This window comes from Nostoc sp. CCY0012, assembly GCF_963920855.1.
Taxonomy (GTDB): Bacteria; Cyanobacteriota; Cyanobacteriia; order Cyanobacteriales; family Nostocaceae; genus Cyanocohniella.
Window position 1 is genome coordinate 1 of record NZ_CAWUDM010000036.1, and the last position, 23,702, is coordinate 23,702.

25 protein-coding genes are annotated in these 23,702 nt (G+C 42.4%); 15 read left to right on the top strand and 10 right to left on the bottom strand.

Features of this window, described 5'->3' with window-relative positions:
- Positions 1-40: 40 nt before the first annotated feature.
- Together ACM0OS_RS12360 and ACM0OS_RS12365 are read right to left on the bottom strand one after the other, a co-directional pair.
- Positions 41-1,504: a DUF4335 domain-containing protein gene (locus ACM0OS_RS12360; RefSeq protein WP_414543484.1), complete on the bottom strand. Its 1,464-nt coding sequence runs from the start codon at positions 1,502-1,504 to the stop codon at positions 41-43.
- A complete protein-coding gene (locus ACM0OS_RS12365) occupies positions 1,501-2,127 on the bottom strand; it encodes a DUF3038 domain-containing protein (RefSeq protein WP_414543485.1) in 627 nt (208 codons plus the stop codon). Before ACM0OS_RS12365 ends, ACM0OS_RS12360 begins: the two co-directional genes overlap by 4 nt.
- 445 nt (positions 2,128-2,572) lie before the next feature.
- Here ACM0OS_RS12365 and ACM0OS_RS12370 point away from each other — a divergent pair, with 445 nt between their 5' ends.
- From ACM0OS_RS12370 to ACM0OS_RS12385, 4 genes are read left to right on the top strand one after another with little or no spacing between them, the layout of a single operon-like run.
- Positions 2,573-3,091, top strand: a complete 519-nt coding sequence (locus tag ACM0OS_RS12370) for an adenine phosphoribosyltransferase (RefSeq protein WP_414543486.1) — start codon at positions 2,573-2,575, stop codon at positions 3,089-3,091.
- A 60-nt stretch (positions 3,092-3,151) separates the two neighbouring features.
- Positions 3,152-4,192, top strand: coding sequence for an ABC transporter permease (locus ACM0OS_RS12375; RefSeq protein WP_414543487.1), 1,041 nt, complete (start codon positions 3,152-3,154; stop codon positions 4,190-4,192).
- A gap of 6 nt (positions 4,193-4,198) precedes the next feature.
- A complete protein-coding gene (locus ACM0OS_RS12380; RefSeq protein WP_414543488.1) occupies positions 4,199-4,480 on the top strand; it encodes a hypothetical protein in 282 nt (93 codons plus the stop codon).
- A gap of 17 nt (positions 4,481-4,497) precedes the next feature.
- Complete coding sequence (locus ACM0OS_RS12385; RefSeq protein WP_414543489.1) at positions 4,498-4,944, top strand: DUF29 domain-containing protein; 447 nt, start codon at positions 4,498-4,500, stop codon at positions 4,942-4,944.
- Between the two features lie 147 nt (positions 4,945-5,091).
- Here the strand turns inward: ACM0OS_RS12385 and purF are convergent, their stop codons facing one another.
- The 4 genes from purF to ACM0OS_RS12405 all read right to left on the bottom strand — a co-directional run bounded on the left by purF (position 5,092) and on the right by ACM0OS_RS12405 (position 10,843).
- Entirely contained in the window at positions 5,092-6,591 is a 1,500-nt protein-coding gene (gene purF / locus ACM0OS_RS12390; protein WP_414543490.1) for an amidophosphoribosyltransferase, read from the bottom strand.
- Between the two features lie 152 nt (positions 6,592-6,743).
- The gene (purL, locus tag ACM0OS_RS12395) at positions 6,744-9,116 is read right to left on the bottom strand and encodes a phosphoribosylformylglycinamidine synthase subunit PurL (protein ID WP_414543491.1); all 2,373 of its coding nucleotides are present in this window, start codon (positions 9,114-9,116) and stop codon (positions 6,744-6,746) included.
- Positions 9,117-9,278: 162 nt separating this feature from the next.
- Positions 9,279-9,935 (bottom strand): hypothetical protein, encoded by a 657-nt coding sequence (locus tag ACM0OS_RS12400; protein ID WP_414543492.1) that lies wholly within the window; start codon positions 9,933-9,935, stop codon positions 9,279-9,281.
- Positions 9,936-10,357: 422 nt separating this feature from the next.
- Positions 10,358-10,843 (bottom strand): allophycocyanin, encoded by a 486-nt coding sequence (locus ACM0OS_RS12405; RefSeq protein ID WP_414543493.1) that lies wholly within the window; start codon positions 10,841-10,843, stop codon positions 10,358-10,360.
- A gap of 201 nt (positions 10,844-11,044) precedes the next feature.
- Between ACM0OS_RS12405 and rlmD the strand changes: the two genes are divergently transcribed.
- Positions 11,045-12,424 carry a 23S rRNA (uracil(1939)-C(5))-methyltransferase RlmD gene (gene rlmD / locus ACM0OS_RS12410; RefSeq protein WP_414543494.1) on the top strand — a complete coding sequence of 460 codons (1,380 nt, stop codon included), beginning with the start codon at positions 11,045-11,047 and terminating at the stop codon, positions 12,422-12,424.
- 406 nt (positions 12,425-12,830) lie between these two features.
- A complete protein-coding gene (locus ACM0OS_RS12415) occupies positions 12,831-13,289 on the top strand; it encodes an ATP-binding protein (protein ID WP_414543495.1) in 459 nt (152 codons plus the stop codon).
- A 47-nt stretch (positions 13,290-13,336) separates the two neighbouring features.
- Here the strand turns inward: ACM0OS_RS12415 and ACM0OS_RS12420 are convergent, their stop codons facing one another.
- Positions 13,337-13,663, bottom strand: a complete 327-nt coding sequence (locus ACM0OS_RS12420; RefSeq protein ID WP_414543496.1) for a DUF6439 family protein — start codon at positions 13,661-13,663, stop codon at positions 13,337-13,339.
- A gap of 48 nt (positions 13,664-13,711) precedes the next feature.
- On the opposite strand from ACM0OS_RS12420, the gene ACM0OS_RS12425 reads away from it, so the two are divergent.
- The 5 genes from ACM0OS_RS12425 (at position 13,712) to ACM0OS_RS12445 (ending at position 17,847) form a co-directional block, all read left to right on the top strand.
- Positions 13,712-14,080: a hypothetical protein gene (locus ACM0OS_RS12425; RefSeq protein ID WP_414543497.1), complete on the top strand. Its 369-nt coding sequence runs from the start codon at positions 13,712-13,714 to the stop codon at positions 14,078-14,080.
- A gap of 87 nt (positions 14,081-14,167) precedes the next feature.
- The gene (gene asnS, locus ACM0OS_RS12430) at positions 14,168-15,559 is read left to right on the top strand and encodes an asparagine--tRNA ligase (protein ID WP_414543498.1); all 1,392 of its coding nucleotides are present in this window, start codon (positions 14,168-14,170) and stop codon (positions 15,557-15,559) included.
- A 103-nt stretch (positions 15,560-15,662) separates the two neighbouring features.
- Positions 15,663-15,893, top strand: coding sequence for a DUF2281 domain-containing protein (locus ACM0OS_RS12435; RefSeq protein WP_414543499.1), 231 nt, complete (start codon positions 15,663-15,665; stop codon positions 15,891-15,893).
- Complete coding sequence (locus ACM0OS_RS12440; RefSeq protein WP_414543500.1) at positions 15,887-16,255, top strand: type II toxin-antitoxin system PemK/MazF family toxin; 369 nt, start codon at positions 15,887-15,889, stop codon at positions 16,253-16,255. The genes ACM0OS_RS12435 and ACM0OS_RS12440 overlap by 7 nt, the downstream gene beginning before the upstream one ends.
- Positions 16,256-16,365: 110 nt before the next feature.
- Positions 16,366-17,847, top strand: a complete 1,482-nt coding sequence (locus ACM0OS_RS12445) for a cytochrome P450 (RefSeq protein ID WP_414543501.1) — start codon at positions 16,366-16,368, stop codon at positions 17,845-17,847.
- Between the two features lie 273 nt (positions 17,848-18,120).
- On the opposite strand, the gene ACM0OS_RS12450 is transcribed toward ACM0OS_RS12445, so the two are convergent.
- Positions 18,121-18,798 carry a response regulator transcription factor gene (locus tag ACM0OS_RS12450; protein WP_414543502.1) on the bottom strand — a complete coding sequence of 226 codons (678 nt, stop codon included), beginning with the start codon at positions 18,796-18,798 and terminating at the stop codon, positions 18,121-18,123.
- Between the two features lie 1,065 nt (positions 18,799-19,863).
- Here ACM0OS_RS12450 and groES point away from each other — a divergent pair.
- The 3 genes from groES (at position 19,864) to groL (ending at position 22,052) form a co-directional block, all read left to right on the top strand.
- Positions 19,864-20,175, top strand: coding sequence for a co-chaperone GroES (gene groES / locus ACM0OS_RS12455; protein WP_414543503.1), 312 nt, complete (start codon positions 19,864-19,866; stop codon positions 20,173-20,175).
- Positions 20,176-20,181: 6 nt separating this feature from the next.
- Positions 20,182-20,355 carry a hypothetical protein gene (locus tag ACM0OS_RS12460; RefSeq protein ID WP_414543504.1) on the top strand — a complete coding sequence of 58 codons (174 nt, stop codon included), beginning with the start codon at positions 20,182-20,184 and terminating at the stop codon, positions 20,353-20,355.
- A gap of 62 nt (positions 20,356-20,417) precedes the next feature.
- Positions 20,418-22,052 (top strand): chaperonin GroEL, encoded by a 1,635-nt coding sequence (gene groL / locus ACM0OS_RS12465; RefSeq protein ID WP_414543505.1) that lies wholly within the window; start codon positions 20,418-20,420, stop codon positions 22,050-22,052.
- A gap of 67 nt (positions 22,053-22,119) precedes the next feature.
- Here groL and ACM0OS_RS12470 read toward each other — a convergent pair whose 3' ends face one another.
- Complete coding sequence (locus ACM0OS_RS12470; RefSeq protein WP_414543506.1) at positions 22,120-22,857, bottom strand: hypothetical protein; 738 nt, start codon at positions 22,855-22,857, stop codon at positions 22,120-22,122.
- A 95-nt stretch (positions 22,858-22,952) separates the two neighbouring features.
- Positions 22,953-23,282, bottom strand: coding sequence for a hypothetical protein (locus ACM0OS_RS12475; RefSeq protein WP_414543507.1), 330 nt, complete (start codon positions 23,280-23,282; stop codon positions 22,953-22,955).
- Positions 23,283-23,456: 174 nt separating this feature from the next.
- Here ACM0OS_RS12475 and ACM0OS_RS12480 point away from each other — a divergent pair, with 174 nt between their 5' ends.
- A complete protein-coding gene (locus ACM0OS_RS12480) occupies positions 23,457-23,693 on the top strand; it encodes a DUF4351 domain-containing protein (RefSeq protein WP_414543508.1) in 237 nt (78 codons plus the stop codon).
- Positions 23,694-23,702: the final 9 nt, after the last annotated feature.

The window sequence follows — 23,702 nt, forward strand, 5'->3', positions numbered from 1 at the left end:
CCCTTGTCCCCTTGTCCCCCTTTTGCCCCGAGTTCCCCAATCACTGATACCCCTGCCAAGGAGTAACTTCTAATGAACCACTAGGTTTAAATATCACTTGAAAATGTGCCATAGGGTCTTTGTTATTAGGTGCAGCTACATTTGAACCGTAAATTTCTTGAAACATATTAGGTAGGGGTGTTTCTCGAAAATAGTCAAAAGCAACTTGGTTAAGGGGTTCATAGTCGGCAATCATGCCATCTTTGTTTACTGCCACACGATACCTTAAATCTTGCGTAAAACTAGGGGTACCACTCCAGTTTTTACGCACATTATCATAAAGTGTTTGATTTAAAGTTTTAATTTCGTTAGGGGCTGCAATCCTAGCACCAATTACATCTGGTGTTCTGGCATATCCCCGCCAAGGACTAACTTCTAGCACCCCTTTGTTAGTAAATACTACTTTAAACTGGGCTATGGGTTCATTGTTAATGGGAGAACGGTTAGCTGGATTGTAAAGCAAGTTAGGCAAGGGAGTTAACTCGATGTCTTCGTTTGCTCCTTGATTCACCGCTTTATAACCAACGATCGCACCATCTGCGGCTACACCCAAACGATAAACTAAATCTTGTGTAACATCTGAGCGCTCAGTCCAAGTGGGATTAATTTGGTTATAAACTTGGCGATTTAAGGCGCGTAGTTGGGATGGATCAGTAATTTCTGTAACTGTATTTAAAAGTGCTTCTAAATCTGTAACTGTAGGTGCTGGTGCTGTTGTGGGAGCCGGTGTAGGACTAGCTACATTAATAGGAGTCGGAGTTGGTGCTGGATTTGCTACTTCTGATGATGTGGGAGTGGGTGCAGCAGCATTAGAACTGGGTGCTGTCGTACTAGTTTGCTCCTCTGGCTTTGTTTCTGGTGGGCGCATTTCTGGTGCGGGAATCAAACTAAAGGCGATCGCGGCCACTGCTACACTAGAAATCCCTATGCTCGCTGGTACTGCTTGTTTGAGCAATGCTTGGTTACCACTGCCGTAACGTCTAGCAACTGGTTGTAATTCTAGGGACAACTCTGGTAGAGTTTGGGTGTCCGCAAAAAACTGATCTACAGCTTCAACTAGATCAAATAATTGCACCGTGTTCAAGTCTATTTGCGTAGGCGGTTTATTATAGTTAGGGTTAGACTCAAAACCCTCAGAAGTGACCTCAGAATGCACTATTAACCTGTGTTGGTTAGTGCTAATTTTTTGGACTTCAACTAATTCTGATTCTTGATTGTGCGCCTGTGGATTTGAGACATTACTCAAAAATTCTTGAGCATAGCCACTAACCGCCCTCACCAAACTTTCAAAAAATTCCCGCCCTCCCACAAGAGGCTGATTATAGCCATTTATATAGCATTCTGCATTTACCAATATTGATAATTCTGGACGCATTTCTTGATAGTTTGTCGCCCTTGATGCATCACTTAAACCCTCTAACAGCAACGTACAATTAGGTAGACTGTATTTACGTTGGATATTCATTCTACTTCACCGTCAAAAAGACTGATCCAAAATCGCTGCATTCCAGCTGTGCCAGTACAAAATAATAATTGTCCCAATAAATTCATTGCTAGCTCATCTAATTTTTCATCAGAAGTTAATGCCAGTACGTTAGAACGTCGAGCATTCATCCGACTTTTAAAATGTACGCGAAACCGCTCTAGATAATTAGATAGCCGCAAATTCTGTTCTAGTGGGATCTGCTTTTCACTCATTTGTTGATATAACATCAACATCTGACGAATGACAACTGTTAACCGCCGCGCTATATAGCAGGCAATTACCACCAAAGCTTTTGCTTCCATGATGGTCAAGGGACGACGGATATGCGCTCTTCGCATAGGATTCGAGCTACGCATCCGCCATAAATTTACCCGATTTTTAATAATTCCCTGCAATTCCAATTCTTCAGCAAAAGCCAGAATGGCTTCAGAACCACCTAGCTCTAAAGCTTCAATCGCCAGTAAAATGAGATCAACTTGCAACCGGGTTCTAGGGGGACAACCCTGTGATGAGATCGCAGGGTCTGGTAAAGTGTCCAGAATCATCGGCACTGAGGGGGGCGTTGGACTATTGAACGGCGTTAAGCTGGCGGAGACATTCATTCTCTAAAATACCTTGTGCGGTTCTAACAAACTAAATAAAACTAGTACAACTAATTTAAGATAAGTAGCCAAATAAGAAAATTAGACCTGTAACAGTAGCAAGTCTACCTGATCTTTACATCACTTAGTTGTTCTACTCACAGGTTTCCCAATAGTTAAATTCAACTTTCAAAACATAACTTTATTCTCCTATTTTGTAATTACCAGCATATCTTTAGCTTGGTGTAGATTCTAAGTATCGTCAATGGATGTACAAACTAGGCACCTTTAGCCCAAGCGTATGACATTATAGTGTACGATTTTTCAGGTACTGAGGACTGGGTACTGGTTACTGGGGAAATACTTTCAGCTTGTGCTAAATACATCTCCCCCCATTTCCCGACTCCCCACTCCCTACTCTCTACTCTCTACTCTCTACTCCCCACCCCCCACTCCCTCATAATTTATGGATTTAAAGTCTCTCATTCGTGATATCCCAGATTTCCCCAAACCCGGAATTTTATTTCGGGATATAACTACTTTACTGCGCGATCCAGACGGATTGCGACATACTATTGACTTTTTTACAGAAAAATGCATTCAATCTGGGCTGCAAGCAGATTATGTTGTGGGCATGGAGTCAAGGGGGTTTATTTTTGGGCCTCCGCTAGCTTATCAATTAGGGGCTGGTTTTATTCCTGTCCGTAAACCGGGGAAGCTACCAGCAGCAGTTCACTCCATTGAATATGAACTAGAGTATGGTACAGATTGTTTAGAAATGCATCAAGATGCTTTGCAGCCAGATAGCCGTGTTTTAATTGTGGACGATTTAATTGCTACAGGTGGCACAGCCAGTGCAACAGCAAAGCTAGTGCAAAAGATTGGCTGCGAACTTGTAGGATTTGGGTTTATTATCGAGCTACGGGATTTACAAGGACGAAAAAATCTCCCAGATGTGCCGATTATTTCCCTAATTGAGTATTAGTCATTCTTTTCGCAACCAATGACTAATGACCAAGAACCAATGACCAACGACTAAACTGCCATGACTTATACGAAAATTCAATTGGAGACAGCTTGGGATTGGCTAATTAGGCTATTCGCCAACGAGACTTTTGCTTATGTAGTCAAGCGGGTATTACAAGCACTGTTCACCTTATTGTTGGCAACGGCGCTGTCGTTTTTCATCATGAAATTGTCTCCAGGGGATTATATCGATACCCTGCGGCAAAACCCGAGAATTTCTCCAGAAAGAATTGAGGAACTAAGACAGCAGTTTGGTTTAGATAAATCTTGGCCAGAACAGTTTGGGTTATGGCTGTGGCGAATCTTTACACAGGGAGATTTTGGTACCAGTTTTGTTTATCAACGCTCGGTTTCTTCTTTGTTGTGGGAGAGAGTTCCCGCCACCTTGCTCTTAGCGATATCTTCTTTATTCCTTACCTGGTCAATAGCAATTCCTTTTGGGATTCTAGCCGCCGTCAAGCAAAATAAAGCTACTGACCGGATTCTACAGGTAATTAGCTACACAGGACAAGGATTTCCCAGCTTCATCACTGCCCTGTTTTTACTGATATTTGCCCAAATCACCTCGCCTTTATTTCCGGTGGGTGGCATGACTAGCATTAATCATGCTGATTTCTCCTGGTTCGGTAAAATAATCGATGTCGGCTGGCACATGATTTTACCGACTATTGCCTTGAGTATCACTAGCTTTGCGGGTTTACAAAGAATCACACGCGGTGAATTGTTAGATGTTCTGCGTCAAGATTACATCCAGACAGCTCGTGCCAAAGGACTATCAGAAAATCGGGTAATTTACGTTCATGCTCTCCGTAATGCCATCAACCCCCTAATTACTTTGTTAGGCTTTGAGTTAGCTGGTTTGTTAGGTGGGGCATTTATTGCCGAACAATTCTTTAACTGGCCCGGCTTAGGGAGATTGACTTTACAGGCAGTAATAGCTAAAGACCAGTATTTAGTTATGGCCAGCCTAGTGATGAGTGCAGTACTGCTGAACATAGGTAACTTGCTAGCAGACTTATTGCTTAAAGTAGCCGACCCCCGGATTCGTCTAGAATCTTAATTGAGTATGTTATCTGAAATTTTTTATTTAGTGCGATCGCCTACTGATGGTCGTTATCTCATAGCCCGTCCTGATGCCGAATCATCGGGTTATCTATTACTATTTCGTGAACATTTTGATGCCTTAAGCTATCTCAACACTCATGCAGCCGAGGTAGCTAATCGCTTTGCCGTGGAATCTATTCCCGGTACACAGTTAGGAAACTTGCTTAAACGTTGGGGTTTTAGTGGTGTGGGTATTGTGACAGATCCTTTATTACCCAAAGTTGAGTTTATGCAACATAACTAAAGTCCGAGGAATTGATTATGCAATCAGAGTCAAAAGCAACGCTCTATAATACTGATTATCAACTGTGGATAGATGCCACCTTACAGCAGTTACATAACAAAGAATTTCATCAATTAGACTTGGTGCATCTCATTGAAGAAATTGAAACAATGGGTAAAAGTGATAAACGAGAATTACAAAATCGATTAATCATTTTACTAATGTACTTACTCAAATGGAAATATCAATCTGAAAAGCAGTCTTATAGTTGGTTATCAACTATTGATGAGCAACGCCGTCAAATCTTATTAATATTTGAAGACAGTCCTAGTTTAGAAAAAAATTATTTAGCTACAGTATTTGATAAATATTATCAACTGGCTAGAAAATCAGCTTGTCGGGAAACTCAATTAGCCATTGATACTTTTCCGGAAATTTGTCCTTTTTCTCAAAGCGAAATTTTCGATATTGATTTTTATCCCTAATTTTTATTGTGTTGGATATTAATCCTGATGACTATTTGATTGATTAATTCTAGCCTGGGTGGACATGGGGCATTGAAAAATTTCTGCACCCCAGTCCCCATTGCCCCTTATCTCCAGAGGGGGCCCGATTTCCCCAGTTTCCAGTCCCTAAACCACGACCTTTTCCAAAATCAACTTAGAACGCTTCACCTGCTCAGGAATAGCCACCGGATAATCGCCTGTAAAGCAAGCTGAACAGAAACTATTGGTGTCTTCACCTGTAGCCTCAAGCATTCCTTCCCAACTGAGATAGGCGAGGCTATCTACTTCCAACTGCTGGGCAATTTCTGCTACTGATTTGGTGGCAGCAATGAGCTGATCCTGGGTGTCGGTGTCGATGCCGTAAAAGCAAGGATGAGTCACAGGTGGGGAAGAAATTCGCATGTGTACTTCTGCTGCACCCGCATCCCGCAAGGCTTTTACTAGTTTCCGGCTGGTTGTACCCCGGACAATTGAGTCATCCACAATAATCACTCGTTTACCCACTAGCACATCTTTCAGGGGGTTAAGTTTCATGCGAATCCCCGTCTCGCGCATGGATTGTGTTGGCTGAATAAAGGTTCGCCCTACATAGCGATTTTTAATTAGTCCCTCGGCGTAGGGTACGCCAGAGGCTTGGGAAAAGCCAATGGCAGCAGGTATGCCAGAATCAGGGACACCAAAAACAATATCCGCATCCACGGCTGATTCGAGGGCAATTTGTCGCCCTAACCGCATTCGATAGCTGTATAAACTTTCGTTGTGCATGACGCTATCGGGACGGGCAAAGTAAATCATCTCAAAGATACACAACTTACGCTGCGGCTGTTCACTCCAATGGTAAGAAGCCAAACCTTCTTCAGTAATCCATACTAACTCGCCTGGTTCTACGTCGCGGAGGTATTCGGCACCAATAATATCTAAACCACAAGTTTCCGAAGCCAAGACGTAACGAATGGGATTACCGGGTAATGTGCCAATAACTAAGGGACGGATGCCATTGGGGTCACGCACACCCATGACGCCATCGGGAGTACCAATAACTAAACTGAACGCGCCTTGGCAGCGTTTAAATGCCTGAATTGAACCTTCTAGCCAATCTGCACCAGCGTTGATGGCTTCGGCGATCGCAAAGGCGATCATTTCTGAATCGGTGGTTGTGATTAAATTAGCTTTGGTTTGGAGTAATTCTGCTCGCAATTGCACAGTGTTGACTAAATTACCATTGTGTGCTAACCCTAATGAACCTAAGCGGGTTTCAACCACAGCGGGTTGGGCATTAGCTTTGCGGCTAGAACCGGTAGTGGAATAACGAGTGTGACCAACAGCTAAGTTACCGGGTAACTGATCCAAAACGGTTTCATTAAAGACTTGAGACACTAAACCCATGTCTTTATGCAGATGGACTTTTGCACCCTCAAAAGTGGCAATGCCAGCTGATTCTTGACCCCGGTGCTGGAGGGCATACAATCCAAAGTAGGTCAGTTTAGCAACATCTTCTTCTGGTGCGTAGATGCCAAAAACACCGCAAGCTTCTTCGGGCTTGTCAGAACGATGTTCATGACTATGAATTGGGTTGTCAGTTTGATTGGGGTATTCATCCGGAGTGACGGGATGGATGGGAATCATGCTAGCTTTGCTCCTGGTTTGGGTGTCAAGTCACTGGGATTATGTCTCTGGATAGTTGCAGATTTCTTAATAAATCTTTAACCACTTATTAAAACAGTACCGTAATTAGGCTCAGAGACGTTAATCATCCAGGGGTAGGGGATTCAAATTAATTAACTAGGGGTATTTGCGTTGGTTACGAGACGTTTAGCGATCGCCTGTGAGTAGCGATCCTGCATATGTTCAATACTAACCTTGATTAAGGTTTGGTTATCAGTGGTTAAAACCCCCAAACTTACCTCAGAACTGTCAGAATTACCAACTGTACCTATTTTTTGCCATTTTTGATCCAGATGTTCCTGTAAGTAGGATTCCCAAATTTCCTGGTCTGTGGATGTGACAGAAACTAAAATTCTGGCCCCGCCTTCACCGAAGAGGATTTGATCTAGTCGTTGTGATTGTGTACTGAGAATTTCTAAATTTATTCGGGCACCCAGGTTGCCAGCAATACAACATTCTGCTATGGCAACGGCTATTCCTCCCTCAGCACAATCATGGGCTGAACGTATCCAACCCGCACGAATGCCCCCGCGACAAACTTGCTGCACACGGCGTTCTAAGTCAAAATCTACCCGTGGTGGTTTTCCGGCTACAGTGTTGTGGATAGTAGCTAAATATTCCGATCCTCCCAAGCTAACGGGAGATGTCAAAGGTAATCCCAGCAGATAAATGACATCGCCTGCTGCTTGCCAAGCTTGACCACAAATTTTACTTAAATCGGGAATCAACCCTATCATCCCTACCACAGGGGTAGGATAAATGGGTTGCGGGTTACCTTGGGAATCTAAGGTTTCGTTGTATAAAGAGACATTTCCGCCTGTAACTGGTGTTTCTAATTCTCGACACCCTTGGGCCAAACCCCGACAAGCTTCTGCTAATTGCCAATAACCAATGGGTTTTTCTGGACTGCCAAAATTGAGGTTATCTGTCACCGCTAGAGGTTCTGCACCCACACAGCTAAGATTGCGGGCTGCTTCTGCCACCACTGCCTTAGCTCCCTCATAGGGGTCAAGATAAACATAGCGAGGATTACAGTCTACAGTAGCCGCCACACCGCTTTGGTAATTAGGTGTTTTCCCTGTTTCACCTTCCAAGGGACGTAGGCGCACTACAGCAGCATCAGCACCACCAGGCAAAATAACGGTGTTGTTCTGCACTTGATGATCATACTGACGATACACCCAGCTTTTCGAGGCGATCGTGGGTGTGTCCAGCAAGGTTAACAGAATATCACTCCAAGATTGCAGGCGTCCTTGAACTTCAATGCCAGTAGTTGTACAAGGAGGCAAACAATCAGGTGTCCATTGCCAAGCTATACGTGCATATTCTGGTGGTTCTGTCAATAACTCCCGCTCATAAAGTGGAGTATTTTCTGCCAACGCCTCAGCGGGAATTTCTGCTGCTACTCCACCTTGGAAAAGAATCCGCACAATGGGTTCAGCAATTACTGTCCCCGCAACCACAGCCTGAAGTCCCCAACGATGGAAAATATCAATTAGCTCTTGTTCACGTCCCTTGTGGGCGACAAACAGCATTCGTTCTTGGGATTCGGAAAGTAGGTATTCATAAGGAACCATCCCTGTTTCTCGCACAGGAATTTTATCTAAATCCAGTTCAATACCCACACCACCCTTGGCTGCCATTTCCGATGTAGAACAAGTGATCCCCGCTGCACCCATATCCTGGGCAGCAACAACTGCCCCAGTCTTAAATGCTTCGAGGCAAGCTTCAATCAAAGACTTTTCCAAAAATGGGTCGCCTACTTGCACAGCCGGGCGGTCATCTACTGATTTATCACTTAATTCTGCACTAGCAAAACTGGCCCCTCCCATGCCATCACGTCCAGTGGTAGAACCAACATACAGTACAGGGTTACCTAAACCAGATGCCCCAGATTTGACGATTTCTGGTGTTTCCATCAAACCTAGTGCCATAACATTCACCAACGGATTTCCTGCGTAAGCCGGGTCAAAGTAAACTTCACCGCCGACGGTAGGCACTCCTACACAGTTACCATAGTGACTGATACCAGCCACAACACCAGTAAATAAACGTTGGGTTTTTGGATCTTCTAGGGAACCAAAACGTAATGAGTTTAATAAAGCAATGGGACGCGCACCCATTGTAAAGATATCTCTAAGAATACCTCCTACACCTGTAGCGGCTCCTTGGAAAGGTTCCACAGCTGAGGGATGGTTATGGGATTCAATCTTAAATGCCAGTTGCAGTCCGTCACCTAAATCTACAACCCCAGCGTTTTCACCGGGGCCAACCAGAATGCGGGGGCCTGTGGTAGGAAACTGTTTGAGCAAAGGTCGTGAATTTTTATAACAGCAATGCTCTGACCACATCACCCCAAACATTCCCAGTTCGGCTTTGTTGGGATGACGTCCTAACCGGCGAACAATTTCTGCATATTCTTCTGGTTTAAGACCTTCGGCAGCGATTTCTTGGGGAGAAAAAGGTGTAGAGGATGTGGCGGTCATGGAAATAATGCACCAACGAGTACAGAGCCTTATTGTATCGATTTAATTACTCAAATTAACGACCATGTACTAGGGATTGAGGACTGGGAAGAAGAGGCAGGGTACAGGGGATAATATTTCCTAACCTCTAACCTCTAACCTCTAACCTCTAACCTCTAACCTCTATTCACTAACTTGCAGGTTTTGTAAAATAAAGTCGGCTCTTGGTGCAAATCCATCACCGTATTCCAGGGGATAATGGGTAACTGCATAGAAAACTTTGCCATTTTGTTGCCCAAGATAAATAACTCCTGTTATATCTTGCCCTTTGCGGAAAACAATTTGTTCTTGAGACCAAGGGTAAGAAGCATCTTGCGTTTGGTTGACAATTTGCCATCCATTAGATGCTATGAGTCCAGATGCTCCATTCACAAAGTTTCTTAGCTGTTCTAGAGTTTGAAAACTGTTGAGGAAGGAAAAGCTGACATAAGCATCCTCATTTTTGTTACCGTCGAAATTGCTAATAAACCTGACCCCTGTACCTTCACCAGAACTAACCCCTTCGCTGATAAAATCTTCGTCAGGATAGTAGGTAGTAAATAACTGGCTGTATTCCTGGTAAAGCCTCAGATTAATAGGAGTTTCTTCCCCTTCAATACTAATTGTGGCAGTTTTGGTTTCAGGTCTGCCGCTTTTAGAGTTATAACTACTTTGAATAGGAGTAGGTGTAGCTCCAATGCTATTACCTGGAGAAGTTTGGTTGGATTGTGTTGCTGTGCAACCCCAGGATGTTAATAGCAGGATAGTTGCTGATACAATATGAACAAAACGAATAGACATTTTCCCTCAGATGGGCTAGTGTTTCGATAAAATTTGTCTCTATCTATCTATACCCCATAGCCAAATATATTTCCGTCAGTAGATGCAGATTAATGGTAAAAATTAAGTGACAAAAATCACTGCCAGTGATGATTATGATCTTTATACCTCAATTCCCGATTTGCAATAATAGATTATTACTGAACTCTAGCCGAGTCATTAATAGGGAACACACTAATCACCGACAGTCTTGATTTAAGCTGTCGGTTTTTTGTTATGTCGATGGATGGGCAAATAAAGTTTCCCCACAACTGGTTAATAACCCGACAAAAAGCTTGCCAAAGCCACTACCAAAAGTGGGGAGAGTATGATCAAATTAGAAATCTTATGGATTTTAATCTAGTAGACCGGAATTACACTCCTAAAAGCAACACCAATGGGTATTAAGACATCGCTTGAATGATGTAATCAAAGTAGGGTGCAGCTTCGGCAGCATCTTCTGCACTTAATAAGTCCAGGGAGGCTGTTTTTAAGGAATTGATCGCTTCTACCATTCCTGGTACGGGGACACCCAAGGAATTGTACATTTCTTTGACACCGATTAAACCAATTTTTTCTATTGGATCTTTGTCACCAGCAAGTACACCATAAGTGATCAGGCGCAAATACCAGCCAAAGTCACGGATACATAGAGAACGCTGACGTTCACCGTAAGCATTGCCACCGGGTGCGATAAAATCAGGACGCTTTTGCCAAAGTTTTTTGGTGGCTTCCTGAACAATTTTTTTCTCGTTCTCTGCTAAAGTCGCAGCAATCCGCGTCCGTTGTACGCCTGTTTGCAAAAATTCCTTGATACTTTTGAGTTCGCCACTGCTGGGATAACGCAGTTGGTCATCGGCTTGAAGAATAACTTGGCTAATTACAGTCATGATTTATTGCAATTACGCGAAATATTTATTTGCTAGTTTAACGAGTCTGAGGTACACAAAGAAAGATATATGAGATGTGATGTATTGAATTGCAATGTTTGGGACTAGGGAGTGGGGAGTTGGGAGACAAGGGGACAAGGGGACAAGGGGACAAGGGGACAAGAGAAAGTGATTTTCCCAATGACTAATGAATAATAGACAATGATGAAACAACAGGGTGAATTAATTGAACTGACGATCGCAGACCTGAGTGATACGGGTGATGGTGTGGGGCGTTTTGAGGAACTGGTGGTGTTTGTCCCGGATACTGTCCCAGGCGATCGCGCGATGGTGCGTTTGGTACATGTTAAACCTAAATATGCTCACGGCAAACTCCAGCGGCTGTTGCAACCATCTCCTCATCGGGTGCGACCGAGTTGTATTGTGGCTGATAAGTGCGGTGGTTGTCAGTGGCAACATATTAATTATGAATTTCAGTTGGCTGCTAAACGTAATCAAGTTATCCAAGCTTTACAACGTATTGGTGGTTTTGTCGATCCACCCGTAGATGCGGTGCTGACGGCGGCTTCGTCTTTGGGTTATCGCAACAAAGCTACCTATCCTCTGGGAGTGTCCGCTACAGGTCAAGTACAAGCTGGTTATTACCAAAAAGGTAGTCACCAATTAGTTAACTTGAATCAATGTCCAGTCCAAGACGTGCGATTAAATCCTTTATTGGCTGAAGTTAAACAAGACATTCAACAGCTAGGTTGGTCAATTTACGATGAAAAACGCCATCAAGGACAGATTAGACATTTAAGTTTACGCATTGGTAGACGCACTGGCGAAATTTTGTTGACTTTAGTCGTTAAGGACTGGAATTTGCCAGAAATTAATCACCAAGCCCAGGAATGGTTAAAACGCTATCCTCAGTTGGTGGGAGTTTCATTAAATCGTAATAGCGATCGCACCAATGCTATTTTTGGATCTCAAACTCGTTGCATTGCTGGTGTTCCTTATCTGCGAGAACAATTCGCCGGTTTAGAATTTCAAGTCCGTCCAGATACATTTTTTCAGGTTTATACAGAAACCGCAGAAGCATTATTACAAGTAATTCAGTCAGAACTCAATCTTCAAGGACATGAGTTGCTAGTTGATGCTTATTGTGGTATTGGGACATTAACTTTACCTTTAGCGAAACAAGTACGCCAAGCTACAGGCTTAGAAGTCCAACCAGAAGCTGTAAAGCAGGCAATTGTCAATGCCCAGCACAATGAAATTCATAATGTGACATTTCAAGTAGGCGCAGTAGAGAATTTGCTGCCAAAAATGGGAACAATACCAGATGTGATGTTACTTGATCCGCCACGTAAAGGATGCGATCGCGCCGTTATCGATTCTTTATTGCAATCGCAACCTAATCGCATTGTTTACGTCAGTTGTAAAGTAGCCACTCTCGCTCGTGACCTGAAATTGTTGTGCCAAGATGGGCTATACACTATTACACGGATACAACCCGCTGACTTTTTTCCCCAAACAGCCCATGTGGAAGCTGCCGCCTTTCTTGTGCTATCACATTTGCATAGGGGTACTAAATCCTAGATAAAAACTCAAATTGCAAATTCGTAGTCTAGTGCATACTAAAAATGCTAAAATCGAATTAACCTAAAAATAAAAACGATTTTGTTACAAAGATTAAAAGTTGCATCAACTCTCAAAAACATGAAATAAGATTGTTTCAAGTACGAATCGGCAACAAAAAGGGTATCCCAATACTCTTCTAAAAAATGCCCAGCACTTTTAGTTGCTAACTGCATTAACAGTCCTTCCCAGCCGTTTTATGTATCAGCAATCTAACCTCATAAACAGAGTCAATGCTCCATAGCATTTTCAAAATTTAGTATCTAAAGACGCAAGTTTGAAGGCAGCATGACCACCTCAACTTTTATCAGGGTGCCTGTAAAAGCAAACTGATGTCTAGCTAACTGAAAGCTACGGGGTTTCTCTTGTGATTACCATTTCCCTTCGTCCAGTTGGACGCTATTGGGGCACAATTAGTTTTGCCTCAACTCTTTACCTTTGTCCAATCTTAGATTTATTATTGGCAGAAATTCCTGCAAAATTGCAAGCAGAACTGCGTTTAGGACTCCAAGAAGCCTTAGTAAATGCAGCCAAACATGGCAATAATCTTGATCCCAGTAAAACAGTTGTAGTCCGTTTTTCCTTAATAGATAATAAATATTGGTGGGTTATATCAGATCAAGGACAAGGTTTTGCACCTGTACCTACTACACCTGCTAGTGAAGAAGACCCAATAGATTATTTACCACCCGACGAATCAGAAAGCGGGCGTGGTTTATGTCTTCTGCATCAAATTTTCGATCAAGTAGAGTGGAACCACAAAGGCACAGAATTGAGGCTTTGTAAACAAATGGAAAATCGCCCCCGGTTGTCTTTACGACGTTAGGGGCTGGGAGTTAGGGATTAGAGGTTAGGAAGTATTTCCCCCACTCCCTACTCCCCATTACCCCTTATCCCCAGAGGGGGCCCCGAGTTCCCCACTCCCTTATCCCCATGACTCGGACAAGGAGGTGCAGAAATTGAGCGATCTAACCAACCAACGGCTTGTTCTAATCTGACTATGGCTTCTTGGGGCTGATTTTTGACAAGATATAACAGAGCTGCGGCTGCTTGTTCACTAGCGCGAGAATTGCGGTTAGACTTGAGGCGATGCCAATCGTTAGGGGAAATACTTAGCTTTTCCATGAGGGCTTGGGCTAGTTCTAGAGTGCTAAATTCATTCAATTGACTGGTTTGAAGCGACTCGGTAGGTTGAGACATAACTATTGGCAAAGTTGCATTTATCTCTCTCTACTTTACTACTTGTCAATGAAGCCGCCTAAACAATCATCTCAGCCTTCACCAGAGGAAAATCAGGAACCAGATTTTGAGCAAGAACTAGAGGATTTAGAGCGATCACTTGTCTTCTTAAAGGAACGGTACCATCAAATACAAGGCGATCGCCAGCAACAGGCACAATGGCAACAGCGTCGCCACGAATTAAACCAAAATAAACATCAAACCCCGGAAATCAAAGCTGAATTACAGCACATCAAACAGCAGTTAGAAGTCCTAGAAATAAACTTAGAAAGCCAGTTATTTTCTTGGCGGAGTCTGAAGAAACCTTTTTGGCAAATAGTCCGCTTTGGCGGCATGGGCGTTATTATAGGCTGGATATTAAAGTCCTGTGTTGGTTAATTCCTCAGTTGGGTTTTGCATTAACTTAACTGTTAATATTCTTTAATATGTGTCCTCTCTAAGTTGACGAAATAAAATTTATATACTATGGAAAATAGAAGAATTGCCGAAATCTTGCGGAGTGGTCAACCTGATGAGTCCCTGGTGATTCAAGGTTGGGTAAGAACAAAACGTGAGTTAAAAGGATTTGCGTTTATAGAAGTCAATGACGGTTCATCATTAGCAAATTTGCAAGTCGTCATTAATCAGGATTTGCCAGACTACGAAGTTACTATTAAAAAACTCAATACAGGTGCGGCTGTAGAAGTGCATGGGGTATTGGTAGCTTCCCAAGGTAAAGGACAGCGTATTGAAATAACAGCCCAAACAGTGAAAGTCTACGGGGAAGCTGATCCCGAAACTTATCCCCTGCAAAAAAAACGCCATTCTTTTGAATTTTTACGCACAATTGGACACTTGCGATCGCGGACTAATTCCTTTGGTGCAGTTTTCCGCGTCAGAAATGCTTGTTCTGCTGCTATTCACCAATTTTTCCAAGAAAGAGGCTTTTTATGGGTACATACACCTGTAATTACCGCTAACGACTGCGAAGGCGCGGGTGAATTATTCAGCGTTACCAGCTTAGATCTGAAAAATATTCCCCGCACAGATAGTCAAGCAATAGACTACAGCCAAGACTTTTTCGGTAAACCCACATATTTAACAGTTAGCGGACAGTTAGAAGCCGAAGTCATGGCTATGTCCTTTTCCAACGTCTACACCTTCGGCCCTACCTTTCGCGCCGAAAATTCCAACACCTCCCGCCACCTAGCCGAATTTTGGATGGTTGAACCAGAAATGGCATTCTGTGACTTAAATGGAGATATGGATTTAGCCGAAGCATTCCTCAAGTATGTATTTCAATATGTGTTAGAAAAATGCCCAGAGGACATGGAATTTTTCAATCAACGCATTGATAATACAGTCTTAGCCACAGCCGACAATATCATTAACAATCAATTTGAACGTTTAACTTACACAGAAGCAATTAAACTTCTGGAAAAAGCCGATGTCAAATTTGAATATCCTGTCAGTTGGGGGTTAGATTTACAATCAGAACACGAACGTTACCTAGCTGAACAATTATTTAAAAAGCCAGTAATTCTTACAGATTATCCAGCGCAAATCAAAGCCTTTTATATGCGGTTGAGTGATGATGAACAAACCGTCCGCGCAATGGATATTCTCGCCCCTAAAATTGGTGAAATCATTGGTGGTTCTCAAAGAGAAGAACGCCTAGAAGTTTTAGAACGCCGCATTTTAGCCCAAGGAATGCAACCAGAAGACTTGTGGTGGTATCTCGATTTACGTCGTTATGGAACCGTCCCTCACGCTGGCTTTGGTTTAGGTTTTGAAAGACTTGTACAATTTATGACAGGTATGGGCAATATCCGCGATGTCATCCCCTTCCCCCGCACACCCCAAAGCGCAGAATTTTAATAGTTAGATAAACAGAACCCGCATTAGCGGGTTTTTTGTTCACAATAAGTAGCAGAGCTTATCATAGATAAAGGATAGATATATTGCAACATACATATTCATCATGAATATACAAGATAAAACAATTGCTAAAATCCGCAATATGCCGGAATCTTTAGTTCAAGAGGTAAGTGATTTTGTTGACTTTCTTTTAACTAAATATAGCGGAGATAATTGGGAATTATGGATTCAGTTTAGTGAATCATTAAACATGGCTGAATCAGATTTTTCTGACTATTTATCTAACTTGGAAGATTATGAAGAACGTTTAGCGCGTGGGGAAATTTATTGGTAGATATCAAACGTGGGGATATAGTTCTTTGCGATCTCAATCCAGTGGTTGGTACAGAACAAGCAGGAATAAGACCTGTAGTAGTTGTGCAAATTGATCGGGCAAACGCCGTTAGCCCTCATACCATCATTGCACCATTCACATCAAAAATTAGACGGGCGATATTACCATCTCATGTTTTTGTTCCTGCTGGTATAGGTGGATTAAGTCAAGATTCTGTAGTGCTTTGTGAACAAATTCGAGTTGTTGATAAATCAAGAATATTAAGAATTATTGGTCATTTGGATGAGAATTATTTAAATAAATTGTCAGTAGCTTTATCTACTATCCTAGGTTTAACAATACTAAATGACGAAGATGTTTAGTACTGATTATGTTTATTTGTCAAAATAACCTAAAAAATCAACAGGAAATTTAATTTTTTCCTCAGGAATAATAAACTAGCATGGCAGATATTCCTGGTGTTTAACAAACGATGCAAATAACCCTAAATAAAGCAAAATTGACCGTACCTGGGCCTCAACCCCTACCCATATTTGGACGTACCGCTTTACTTGTACGCTTTGTTAAAGACTCCATTGGCTTATCGCGTCATTTATTTCAAACCTATGGTTCCGTCGTCTCCTTAGCAGCAGGTGGAGGAACTAATCTCTACTCACCTCAACCCAACTGTCCTGGTACTGTGTTTGCTTATGGGGCGGAAAATGTGCGTGAAGTCACAACTCAGCACGAGGTTTATTATAAATTTCCCTTGACTGGCGGCTTGTACCGTCAACGGAATGATTCTACCCGTACAGAAACCCTAAAGCATTTTGGCGTGGGGTTATTTGGTGTCAACAGTAATACTCATCGTCAGCACCGCCAGCTATTAATGCCAGCTTTTCACAAACAGCGTATTGAGTCCTACCGTGACGACATTGTTGCTATTACCCAATCAGTAATCGAAAAATTGCCGATTAATCAACCTCTGAATATAGCTGAGGTTATGCGACTTCTCACCTTGCGCGTAGCTACTAAAACCTTGTTTGGCGCGGATATTGGTGAAGAGGGCAGTAATAGTGCCACCTTATTACAAAAAATTGGTACTTTACTTGGTTCACCTGCGATCGCCATCCTCCCATTTGACTTACCAGGGCTACCCTTTCATCGGTTGCTGACTTTAATGGCGCAACTAGATGAAGAAATGCGTACTCTCATTCGGCGTAAGCAAGCCAATGCCACAGACGGGGGAGACGTACTTTCAATGTTAATCCAAGCCAGGGATGCTGAAAGCGGTTTAGGACTGACTGAAGACGAACTCTTAGGACACGTCAGCGTCATCTTTGCGGCTGGACATGAAACCAGTGCTAATGCCCTAACTTGGACGTTGTTTCTGCTTTCACAACATCCAGATATAGCTGCTGATTTATTAGATGAATTAGAGACAGTTTTGCAAGGACAACCACCAACTGTTGAAAATTTACAGCAGTTACCTTTGCTGGAACGAGTCATCAAAGAAAGTATGCGCGTTTTACCACCTGTACCCTGGAACGCGCGGGTAACATCGCAACCAACCGCTTTGGGGGGCTATGACTTACCTCAAGGAACAGAAGTTTTCGTCAGCATTTACCATACTCATCATTTGCCCGAAGTTTATCCCAACCCAGAGAAATTTGATCCGCAACGTTGGGAGAAATATGAACCTACGATGTTTGAATACAACCCTTTCAGTGCTGGTTCTCGCATCTGTATTGGCGCGCCTTTTGCCATGATGGAAATAAAAATTGTCTTGGCCATGCTGTTGATGCAATACCGCTTGCAATACCTGCCACAGCAAAATATTGACCGTCAGGGAATAATCGTGATGGTTCCCAAATATGGAATGCCCATGCTAGTTCATCATCAAGACCGCCAATTTGCCCAAGGCTTAGGGGGCGTTCGGGGCAATGTCCGCGAAATGGTAGAGTTACCAGAATGATGATGGTAGATGGCACCCTCACAAATAAAGGTAGTTAAGGCTGGTAATATACCCTGTCCTTGTATCGCCTAATTTTTGATGGGATGTAGTTATGTTTGGCACTGGAACTGTGAAAAATTGTTCTCAATCCAAACCACCTGAACGTACCTAGATGAACTGTCGGGAGAGAATGTTGATCAATCTACTCCCAAAGTAGAAGATTTGTGATGGGGCTATCAGCTATCAGCAATCAGTTAAACATTTTAAAGCTGACGACTGAAGGCTGATAGCTATTTAAGCCATTTGATTTTCAATCGCCCACCGTGCTAGTTCAGTGCGGTTGTGGAGATTGGTTTTGCCCAACATATTGGACACATGGCTTTCAACTGTGCGCTGACTGACGTTTAGTTCTTCAGCAATTTCCCGGTTAGCTAAACCCCTAGCAACAAACTGTACTACTTTCAGTTCGGTTGGGGTTAACTGCACATCGAAGGGAACCTGAATACGGGAACCGTTTTCTCCTCCTTTGGCTTGGTGTTCTTTCCAACGGATGGTTTGCTTCAGCGAAGATTCTACTTGTGCTACGAGTTCTTCTGGTTCAAAGGGCTTGACCATATATACATCAGCCCCTTTATTCAGACCTTTAACTCGGTCTGCACTTTGTCCTTTCGCTGATAGGAAGAGAACGGGAATCCAGCCGGTACGCTCGTTTTGTCGCACTTGCTCGACAAAAGTATATCCGTCCATTTCCGGCATCATTACGTCACAGATGATCATGTCTGGAACATCTTGTTCAAGAATTTCCAGAGCTTCTCTTCCGTTTTCGGCAGTGTTGACTTCATAGCCTCTGAATTCCAGGTAATCCTTCACCAGCAAGATGAGGTTAGGGTCATCATCAATCAGTAGAAGTCTTTTGTGATCTTTCATGCTGGGCTCTTTCATAGCAGTGGCACTTGTCGCGCTTCGGTCCATCAAGGTCTTGAGTGGTTATCCTCTATGGTGGATTGTTGAGATGTTGTCCTGTTCCCACTTAACTTGCCTCTGCTTTCTGGCTATCTCAAAAGTGGTGATCACTTTATGTGAGACTACCAGCTCATTGGCAAATTTCCGGTAAGGATACGTAGAGCAGTAGTATTTATAATGCGTTATTATATATCGCTTTGAAAGTGGCGGGTGAAAAAACACTGATTAAATAATAATCCTTCCGATTCACAAGTTACGTATTGGCTTGAGATGACCCTAACTTCCAAAGAACCCGCACTTTCATCGACTTACTGCTTTACTATATCCTGCGGATGTTAAGCCTCTATCAAATGTTCACAAGCAAGTAGGGGCGTTTCCGGCAAAAGATGGGTTAAAAATGCATATTCTTTCACCACCGTTCTGCCTATTAAGTGTTCTGGGATGTTCCGCTCAATAACTTATAAGTTGGCTTGGCAATACCAGGCACCGTCTGGGTAGACAACCATTATCGGTCTAGAACCACAAACTCGCAAGCAATTGGCTTTAGTCCTGACAATGGAACCGGGACAACTGTAAAAAGCGTAATTTCAAGTTTGAGCTTCTTGAATTTGCCGCTTTTTCAATTACTCCCTAGTTTCCAGACTAACTTGTTTTGAACAGCAGTTAACTGCTGTCTGGTCAGCACAGGAAAAAATGTGTCGCTTGTGTGGCTGAATTTTTGCCAGTCCTGACGTTTCTACACAATTACTTAAGGCTTGGTTGTTTAGAGGCTGAGTGGTTTTAGGGATTTGACGGCTGCACTGGATCACTGTAATGTTACTCATCGAGCGGCACCCTCATTACAGTTCTATAACAAATTCCCCGCTTTGCAAATAAATTTATCTATATAAAAATATTTGTCACTTCCCGAACAAATCCGGAAACATAGACATAAGCAAGTATTTGTACCTAAGTAATCCTGCGATTTGCTAGTTCGGAAACCCGTACTTAAGGCATTGTTGCCATGAGATGCTGCTGTTCGGTAAATTAGCACTCAGGAGTTGAGAGTGCTAACTCTGGAGAAAATAAATATTTATGGCAGCCGTAACTTTAAGCGTTTCTACAGTTAAACCCCTAGGCGATCGCGTTTTCGTAAAAGTGAGCGCCCCGGAAGAAAAAACCGCAGGTGGTCTGTATTTACCCGACAATGCTCAGGAAAAACCCCAAGTAGGTGAAGTTGTCGCCCTTGGCCCTGGCAAGCGTAACGATGATGGTAGCCGCCAAGAATTAGACCTTAAGGTCGGAGATAAAGTGCTGTACTCCAAGTACGCTGGCACTGACGTCAAGCTTGGCACCGAAGAATATGTACTGCTGTCTGAAAAAGACATCTTAGCAGTCGTCAGCTAATAGGGAATGGAAAGTAGGCTTCGCCGTGAGCGTAGCTTCCCGAAGGGTACGGGAGTAGGTGAGCCAGCCCAGTCTTGTTGTCCCAACAAAGAGCAGTCAGCGCGGTCATGGGGGTTTCCCCAAGAGCGACTGGCGTTGGACTGGCAAATCCGCAGGAGATTGGGGAAGAATAACACCTAATACCCAATGCCCAATGCCCAATTCAAGAAAAAATTGACTTAACTCCCTGATTTTATAGACCTATGGCAAAGCGCATTATTTACAACGAAAACGCTCGTCGCGCCCTGGAGCGAGGCATTGACATCTTGGCTGAGGCTGTAGCTGTTACCCTTGGCCCTAAAGGTCGTAACGTGGTTCTGGAAAAGAAATTTGGCGCACCACAAATCGTCAATGACGGTGTAACCATCGCCAAAGAAATCGAATTAGAAGACCACATTGAAAACACAGGTGTGGCTTTGATTCGTCAAGCCGCTTCTAAGACCAATGACGCTGCGGGCGATGGTACTACCACTGCGACCGTTTTGGCTCACGCTATGGTCAAAGAAGGCTTGCGGAACGTTGCTGCTGGCGCTAATGCGATTTCGTTGAAGCGTGGTATTGATAAAGCTGCCACCTTCCTCGTAGGAAAGATTGCTGAACACGCTCGTCCAGTAGAAGATTCCAAAGCGATCGCCCAAGTTGGTTCTATTTCAGCTGGTAACGACGAAGAAGTCGGTCAGATGATTGCCCAAGCAATGGATAAGGTGGGCAAAGAAGGCGTAATTTCCCTGGAAGAAGGGAAATCTATGACCACTGAATTGGAAATCACCGAAGGGATGCGCTTTGAAAAAGGCTATATCTCTCCTTATTTCGCTACCGATGCTGAACGCATGGAAGCGATTTTCGATGAGCCTTTCTTGCTGCTGACCGATAAAAAAATTGCTTTGGTACAAGACTTGGTACCAGTTCTAGAGCAAGTAGCTCGTGCTGGTCGTCCTTTGGTGATTATCGCCGAAGATATTGAGAAAGAAGCTTTAGCAACCTTGGTGGTTAACCGCCTACGGGGTGTGCTGAACGTTGCGGCTGTTAAGGCTCCTGGCTTTGGCGATCGCCGTAAAGCAATGCTAGAAGATATCGCCGTTCTCACTGGTGGTCAACTAATCACTGAAGACGCTGGTCTGAAGCTAGAAAATACCAAGCTGGAAAGCCTAGGTAAAGCTCGCCGGATCACCATTACCAAAGACAACACCACAATTGTTGCTGAAGGTAACGAAGCTCCTGTGAAAGCTCGTTGCGAACAAATCCGTCGTCAGATGGATGAAACCGAATCTTCTTACGACAAAGAGAAGTTGCAAGAACGCCTTGCTAAACTCTCTGGTGGTGTAGCTGTGGTGAAAGTGGGTGCAGCCACTGAAACCGAAATGAAAGATAAAAAGCTGCGCCTAGAAGATGCTATCAATGCCACCAAAGCTGCTGTGGAAGAAGGTATTGTTCCCGGCGGTGGTACAACTCTCGCTCACCTTGCTCCTGAGTTAGAAACTTGGGCAAAAGCCAATCTCAAAGATGAAGAGTTGATTGGTGCTTTGATTGTAGTTCGGGCTTTGCCTGCGCCTCTGAAGCGGATTGCTGAAAACGCTGGTCAGAATGGTGCTGTAATCGCCGAACGTGTAAAAGAGAAAGATTTCAACATTGGCTACAACGCTGCAACCAACGAATTTGTCGATTTATTGGCTGCTGGTATTGTTGATCCTGCCAAAGTGACTCGTTCTGCACTGCAAAATGCTGCTTCCATCGCTGGGATGGTGTTGACAACCGAATGTATCATTGTTGACAAGCCTGAACCCAAAGATGCTGCTCCTGCTGCTGGCGGTATGGGTGGCGGTGACTTCGATTACTAATATTCTGTAATCAGTCAAATAATTTTAAACAGCTGCTTCTTATATAGAGGCGGCTGTTTTTTGTAGATTAACTTAATTTGTTAGCTGAAACTATAGTTGAAATTTCTTGTAGAATATCATTCTGTTCTTGCTTAAGAATTTCCAGCCTGCTTACAAGTTTATTCAGTCGGTCTTGCTTAGTCTCCAGCTTCAATGTGTCTTGAGAATTACTGCTTAAAAAAGTTAAAGGTTTAATACTCAACTTAAGTAATGATGCAACTAATTTGAAGGGTACTGTTAATGTAGCTAATAAACCTTTCTCTATAAGTCGGTTGAAAACTTTAAATAATTGCCAAATACTAAAAAGTATCAGCAAAATAGTTATAAAACCAAAAAGAGGATGATTAATGCTCCAGACGGAAAATTTTAGTATCCAAGAAATCATCGGATGAACATCAATCCAAGACTTGATATGAACCAGTTGATTATTTATTAAAGAATTAATAACCTGTTCAATTTCAGTTGGAATAGTAGTACTAAATTGCTCTACTTTTTGAAAATTATCCTCTACAGAAGTTACCAATTGATGACTTTTATCTATAAATGAATTTTCTGCTTGCTTTGCAGTTTCAGAGATTGCGCCTACAGCTTTATTAGTAATTTGATTGACGTTATTTGCTGTATCACCTAAAGTTTGATTCAGAGATTGTTTAGCTTGTTCTACTGTTTCGCCAACACTATTGATTGATTTATTCTTTATTTGCGTAAGAATATCAATAGTTTTATAAGTTGTTTCATTGATAGTATTTAGTAGATATTGCTTCATGATTTTAGATAAATTGTAAGATAAACTATGTAATTGAGTATGTCTACATTAAGTGAATTATAATTATTAAATTACTTTGCGGCAAAAGTATCTTTTTATAAAATACCCACTATTCCTCCTATCATTTGTAAGAAGCGAATAACAATATCTATAGATATTTCATGAGAAATAGCAAATTTTAATAGAAGTAATGCTATGTCATGAATAGAAGCTCCTGCAATAATCAAATCTAGTAACTGCTTTGCTAATAAAATAAATTCTGGGTAATTTGCAATAATAAAATCTGTAATTTTGAGTACCTTACCAAGTACATCTACACCCTTAATGATCATTTGTAATATATGCTTGACTTGCTCAATATTATTTGGAGCCAAACTTTGATTGAGAAGATTTTCAATAATAGGTTGAAACTGTGAAATATCCATATTTATTCTCCTGTCACTACTTAAAATAGCCAAATTATTTTATACAGTAATCAGTATTCACACTAATTTTATATCAATATAGTTTCAGATAAGAATAATTAATAATCTTAGATGTGTCAGCTGCTTCCCGCAAGGTCAATATCTTTTTAAAGAAAACTTTTACGGGAGGATATCATGAAAGAGTCAGTCATTTATCAAGATATTGTGCAAAAAGAAGCGTTAAAAATAGTTAATCGCCAGATTAAAAAACGTTTTGGTGAAGTTAATGATTCATTAATGACACAGATAAGAGATTTATCGGCTGATGAATTAGAAGATTTAGGAGAAGCATTATTTGATTTTTCTGAAATAGCTAATTTAGCAGCTTGGTTAGAAAGAAATAGTATATTAGCAAGTTTATACATAAAATAGTTGTGATAT

Coding starts and splice junctions, on each gene's coding strand:
- ACM0OS_RS12420 (WP_414543496.1), bottom strand. CDS start 13,663: ATGTCTCAACCTACCGAGTCGCTTCAAACCAGTCAATTGAATGAATTT.
- groL (WP_414543505.1), top strand. CDS start 20,418: ATGGCAAAGCGCATTATTTACAACGAAAACGCTCGTCGCGCCCTGGAG.
- ACM0OS_RS12385 (WP_414543489.1), top strand. CDS start 4,498: ATGCAATCAGAGTCAAAAGCAACGCTCTATAATACTGATTATCAACTG.
- ACM0OS_RS12480 (WP_414543508.1), top strand. CDS start 23,457: ATGAAAGAGTCAGTCATTTATCAAGATATTGTGCAAAAAGAAGCGTTA.
- purF (WP_414543490.1), bottom strand. CDS start 6,591: ATGATTCCCATCCATCCCGTCACTCCGGATGAATACCCCAATCAAACT.
- ACM0OS_RS12470 (WP_414543506.1), bottom strand. CDS start 22,857: ATGAAGCAATATCTACTAAATACTATCAATGAAACAACTTATAAAACT.
- ACM0OS_RS12375 (WP_414543487.1), top strand. CDS start 3,152: ATGACTTATACGAAAATTCAATTGGAGACAGCTTGGGATTGGCTAATT.
- rlmD (WP_414543494.1), top strand. CDS start 11,045: ATGATGAAACAACAGGGTGAATTAATTGAACTGACGATCGCAGACCTG.
- ACM0OS_RS12360 (WP_414543484.1), bottom strand. CDS start 1,504: ATGAATATCCAACGTAAATACAGTCTACCTAATTGTACGTTGCTGTTA.
- ACM0OS_RS12475 (WP_414543507.1), bottom strand. CDS start 23,282: ATGGATATTTCACAGTTTCAACCTATTATTGAAAATCTTCTCAATCAA.
- ACM0OS_RS12380 (WP_414543488.1), top strand. CDS start 4,199: ATGTTATCTGAAATTTTTTATTTAGTGCGATCGCCTACTGATGGTCGT.
- ACM0OS_RS12445 (WP_414543501.1), top strand. CDS start 16,366: ATGCAAATAACCCTAAATAAAGCAAAATTGACCGTACCTGGGCCTCAA.
- ACM0OS_RS12425 (WP_414543497.1), top strand. CDS start 13,712: ATGAAGCCGCCTAAACAATCATCTCAGCCTTCACCAGAGGAAAATCAG.
- groES (WP_414543503.1), top strand. CDS start 19,864: ATGGCAGCCGTAACTTTAAGCGTTTCTACAGTTAAACCCCTAGGCGAT.
- ACM0OS_RS12450 (WP_414543502.1), bottom strand. CDS start 18,798: ATGGACCGAAGCGCGACAAGTGCCACTGCTATGAAAGAGCCCAGCATG.
- ACM0OS_RS12400 (WP_414543492.1), bottom strand. CDS start 9,935: ATGTCTATTCGTTTTGTTCATATTGTATCAGCAACTATCCTGCTATTA.
- ACM0OS_RS12370 (WP_414543486.1), top strand. CDS start 2,573: ATGGATTTAAAGTCTCTCATTCGTGATATCCCAGATTTCCCCAAACCC.
- asnS (WP_414543498.1), top strand. CDS start 14,168: ATGGAAAATAGAAGAATTGCCGAAATCTTGCGGAGTGGTCAACCTGAT.
- ACM0OS_RS12435 (WP_414543499.1), top strand. CDS start 15,663: ATGAATATACAAGATAAAACAATTGCTAAAATCCGCAATATGCCGGAA.
- ACM0OS_RS12405 (WP_414543493.1), bottom strand. CDS start 10,843: ATGACTGTAATTAGCCAAGTTATTCTTCAAGCCGATGACCAACTGCGT.
- ACM0OS_RS12460 (WP_414543504.1), top strand. CDS start 20,182: ATGGAAAGTAGGCTTCGCCGTGAGCGTAGCTTCCCGAAGGGTACGGGA.
- ACM0OS_RS12365 (WP_414543485.1), bottom strand. CDS start 2,127: ATGAATGTCTCCGCCAGCTTAACGCCGTTCAATAGTCCAACGCCCCCC.
- purL (WP_414543491.1), bottom strand. CDS start 9,116: ATGACCGCCACATCCTCTACACCTTTTTCTCCCCAAGAAATCGCTGCC.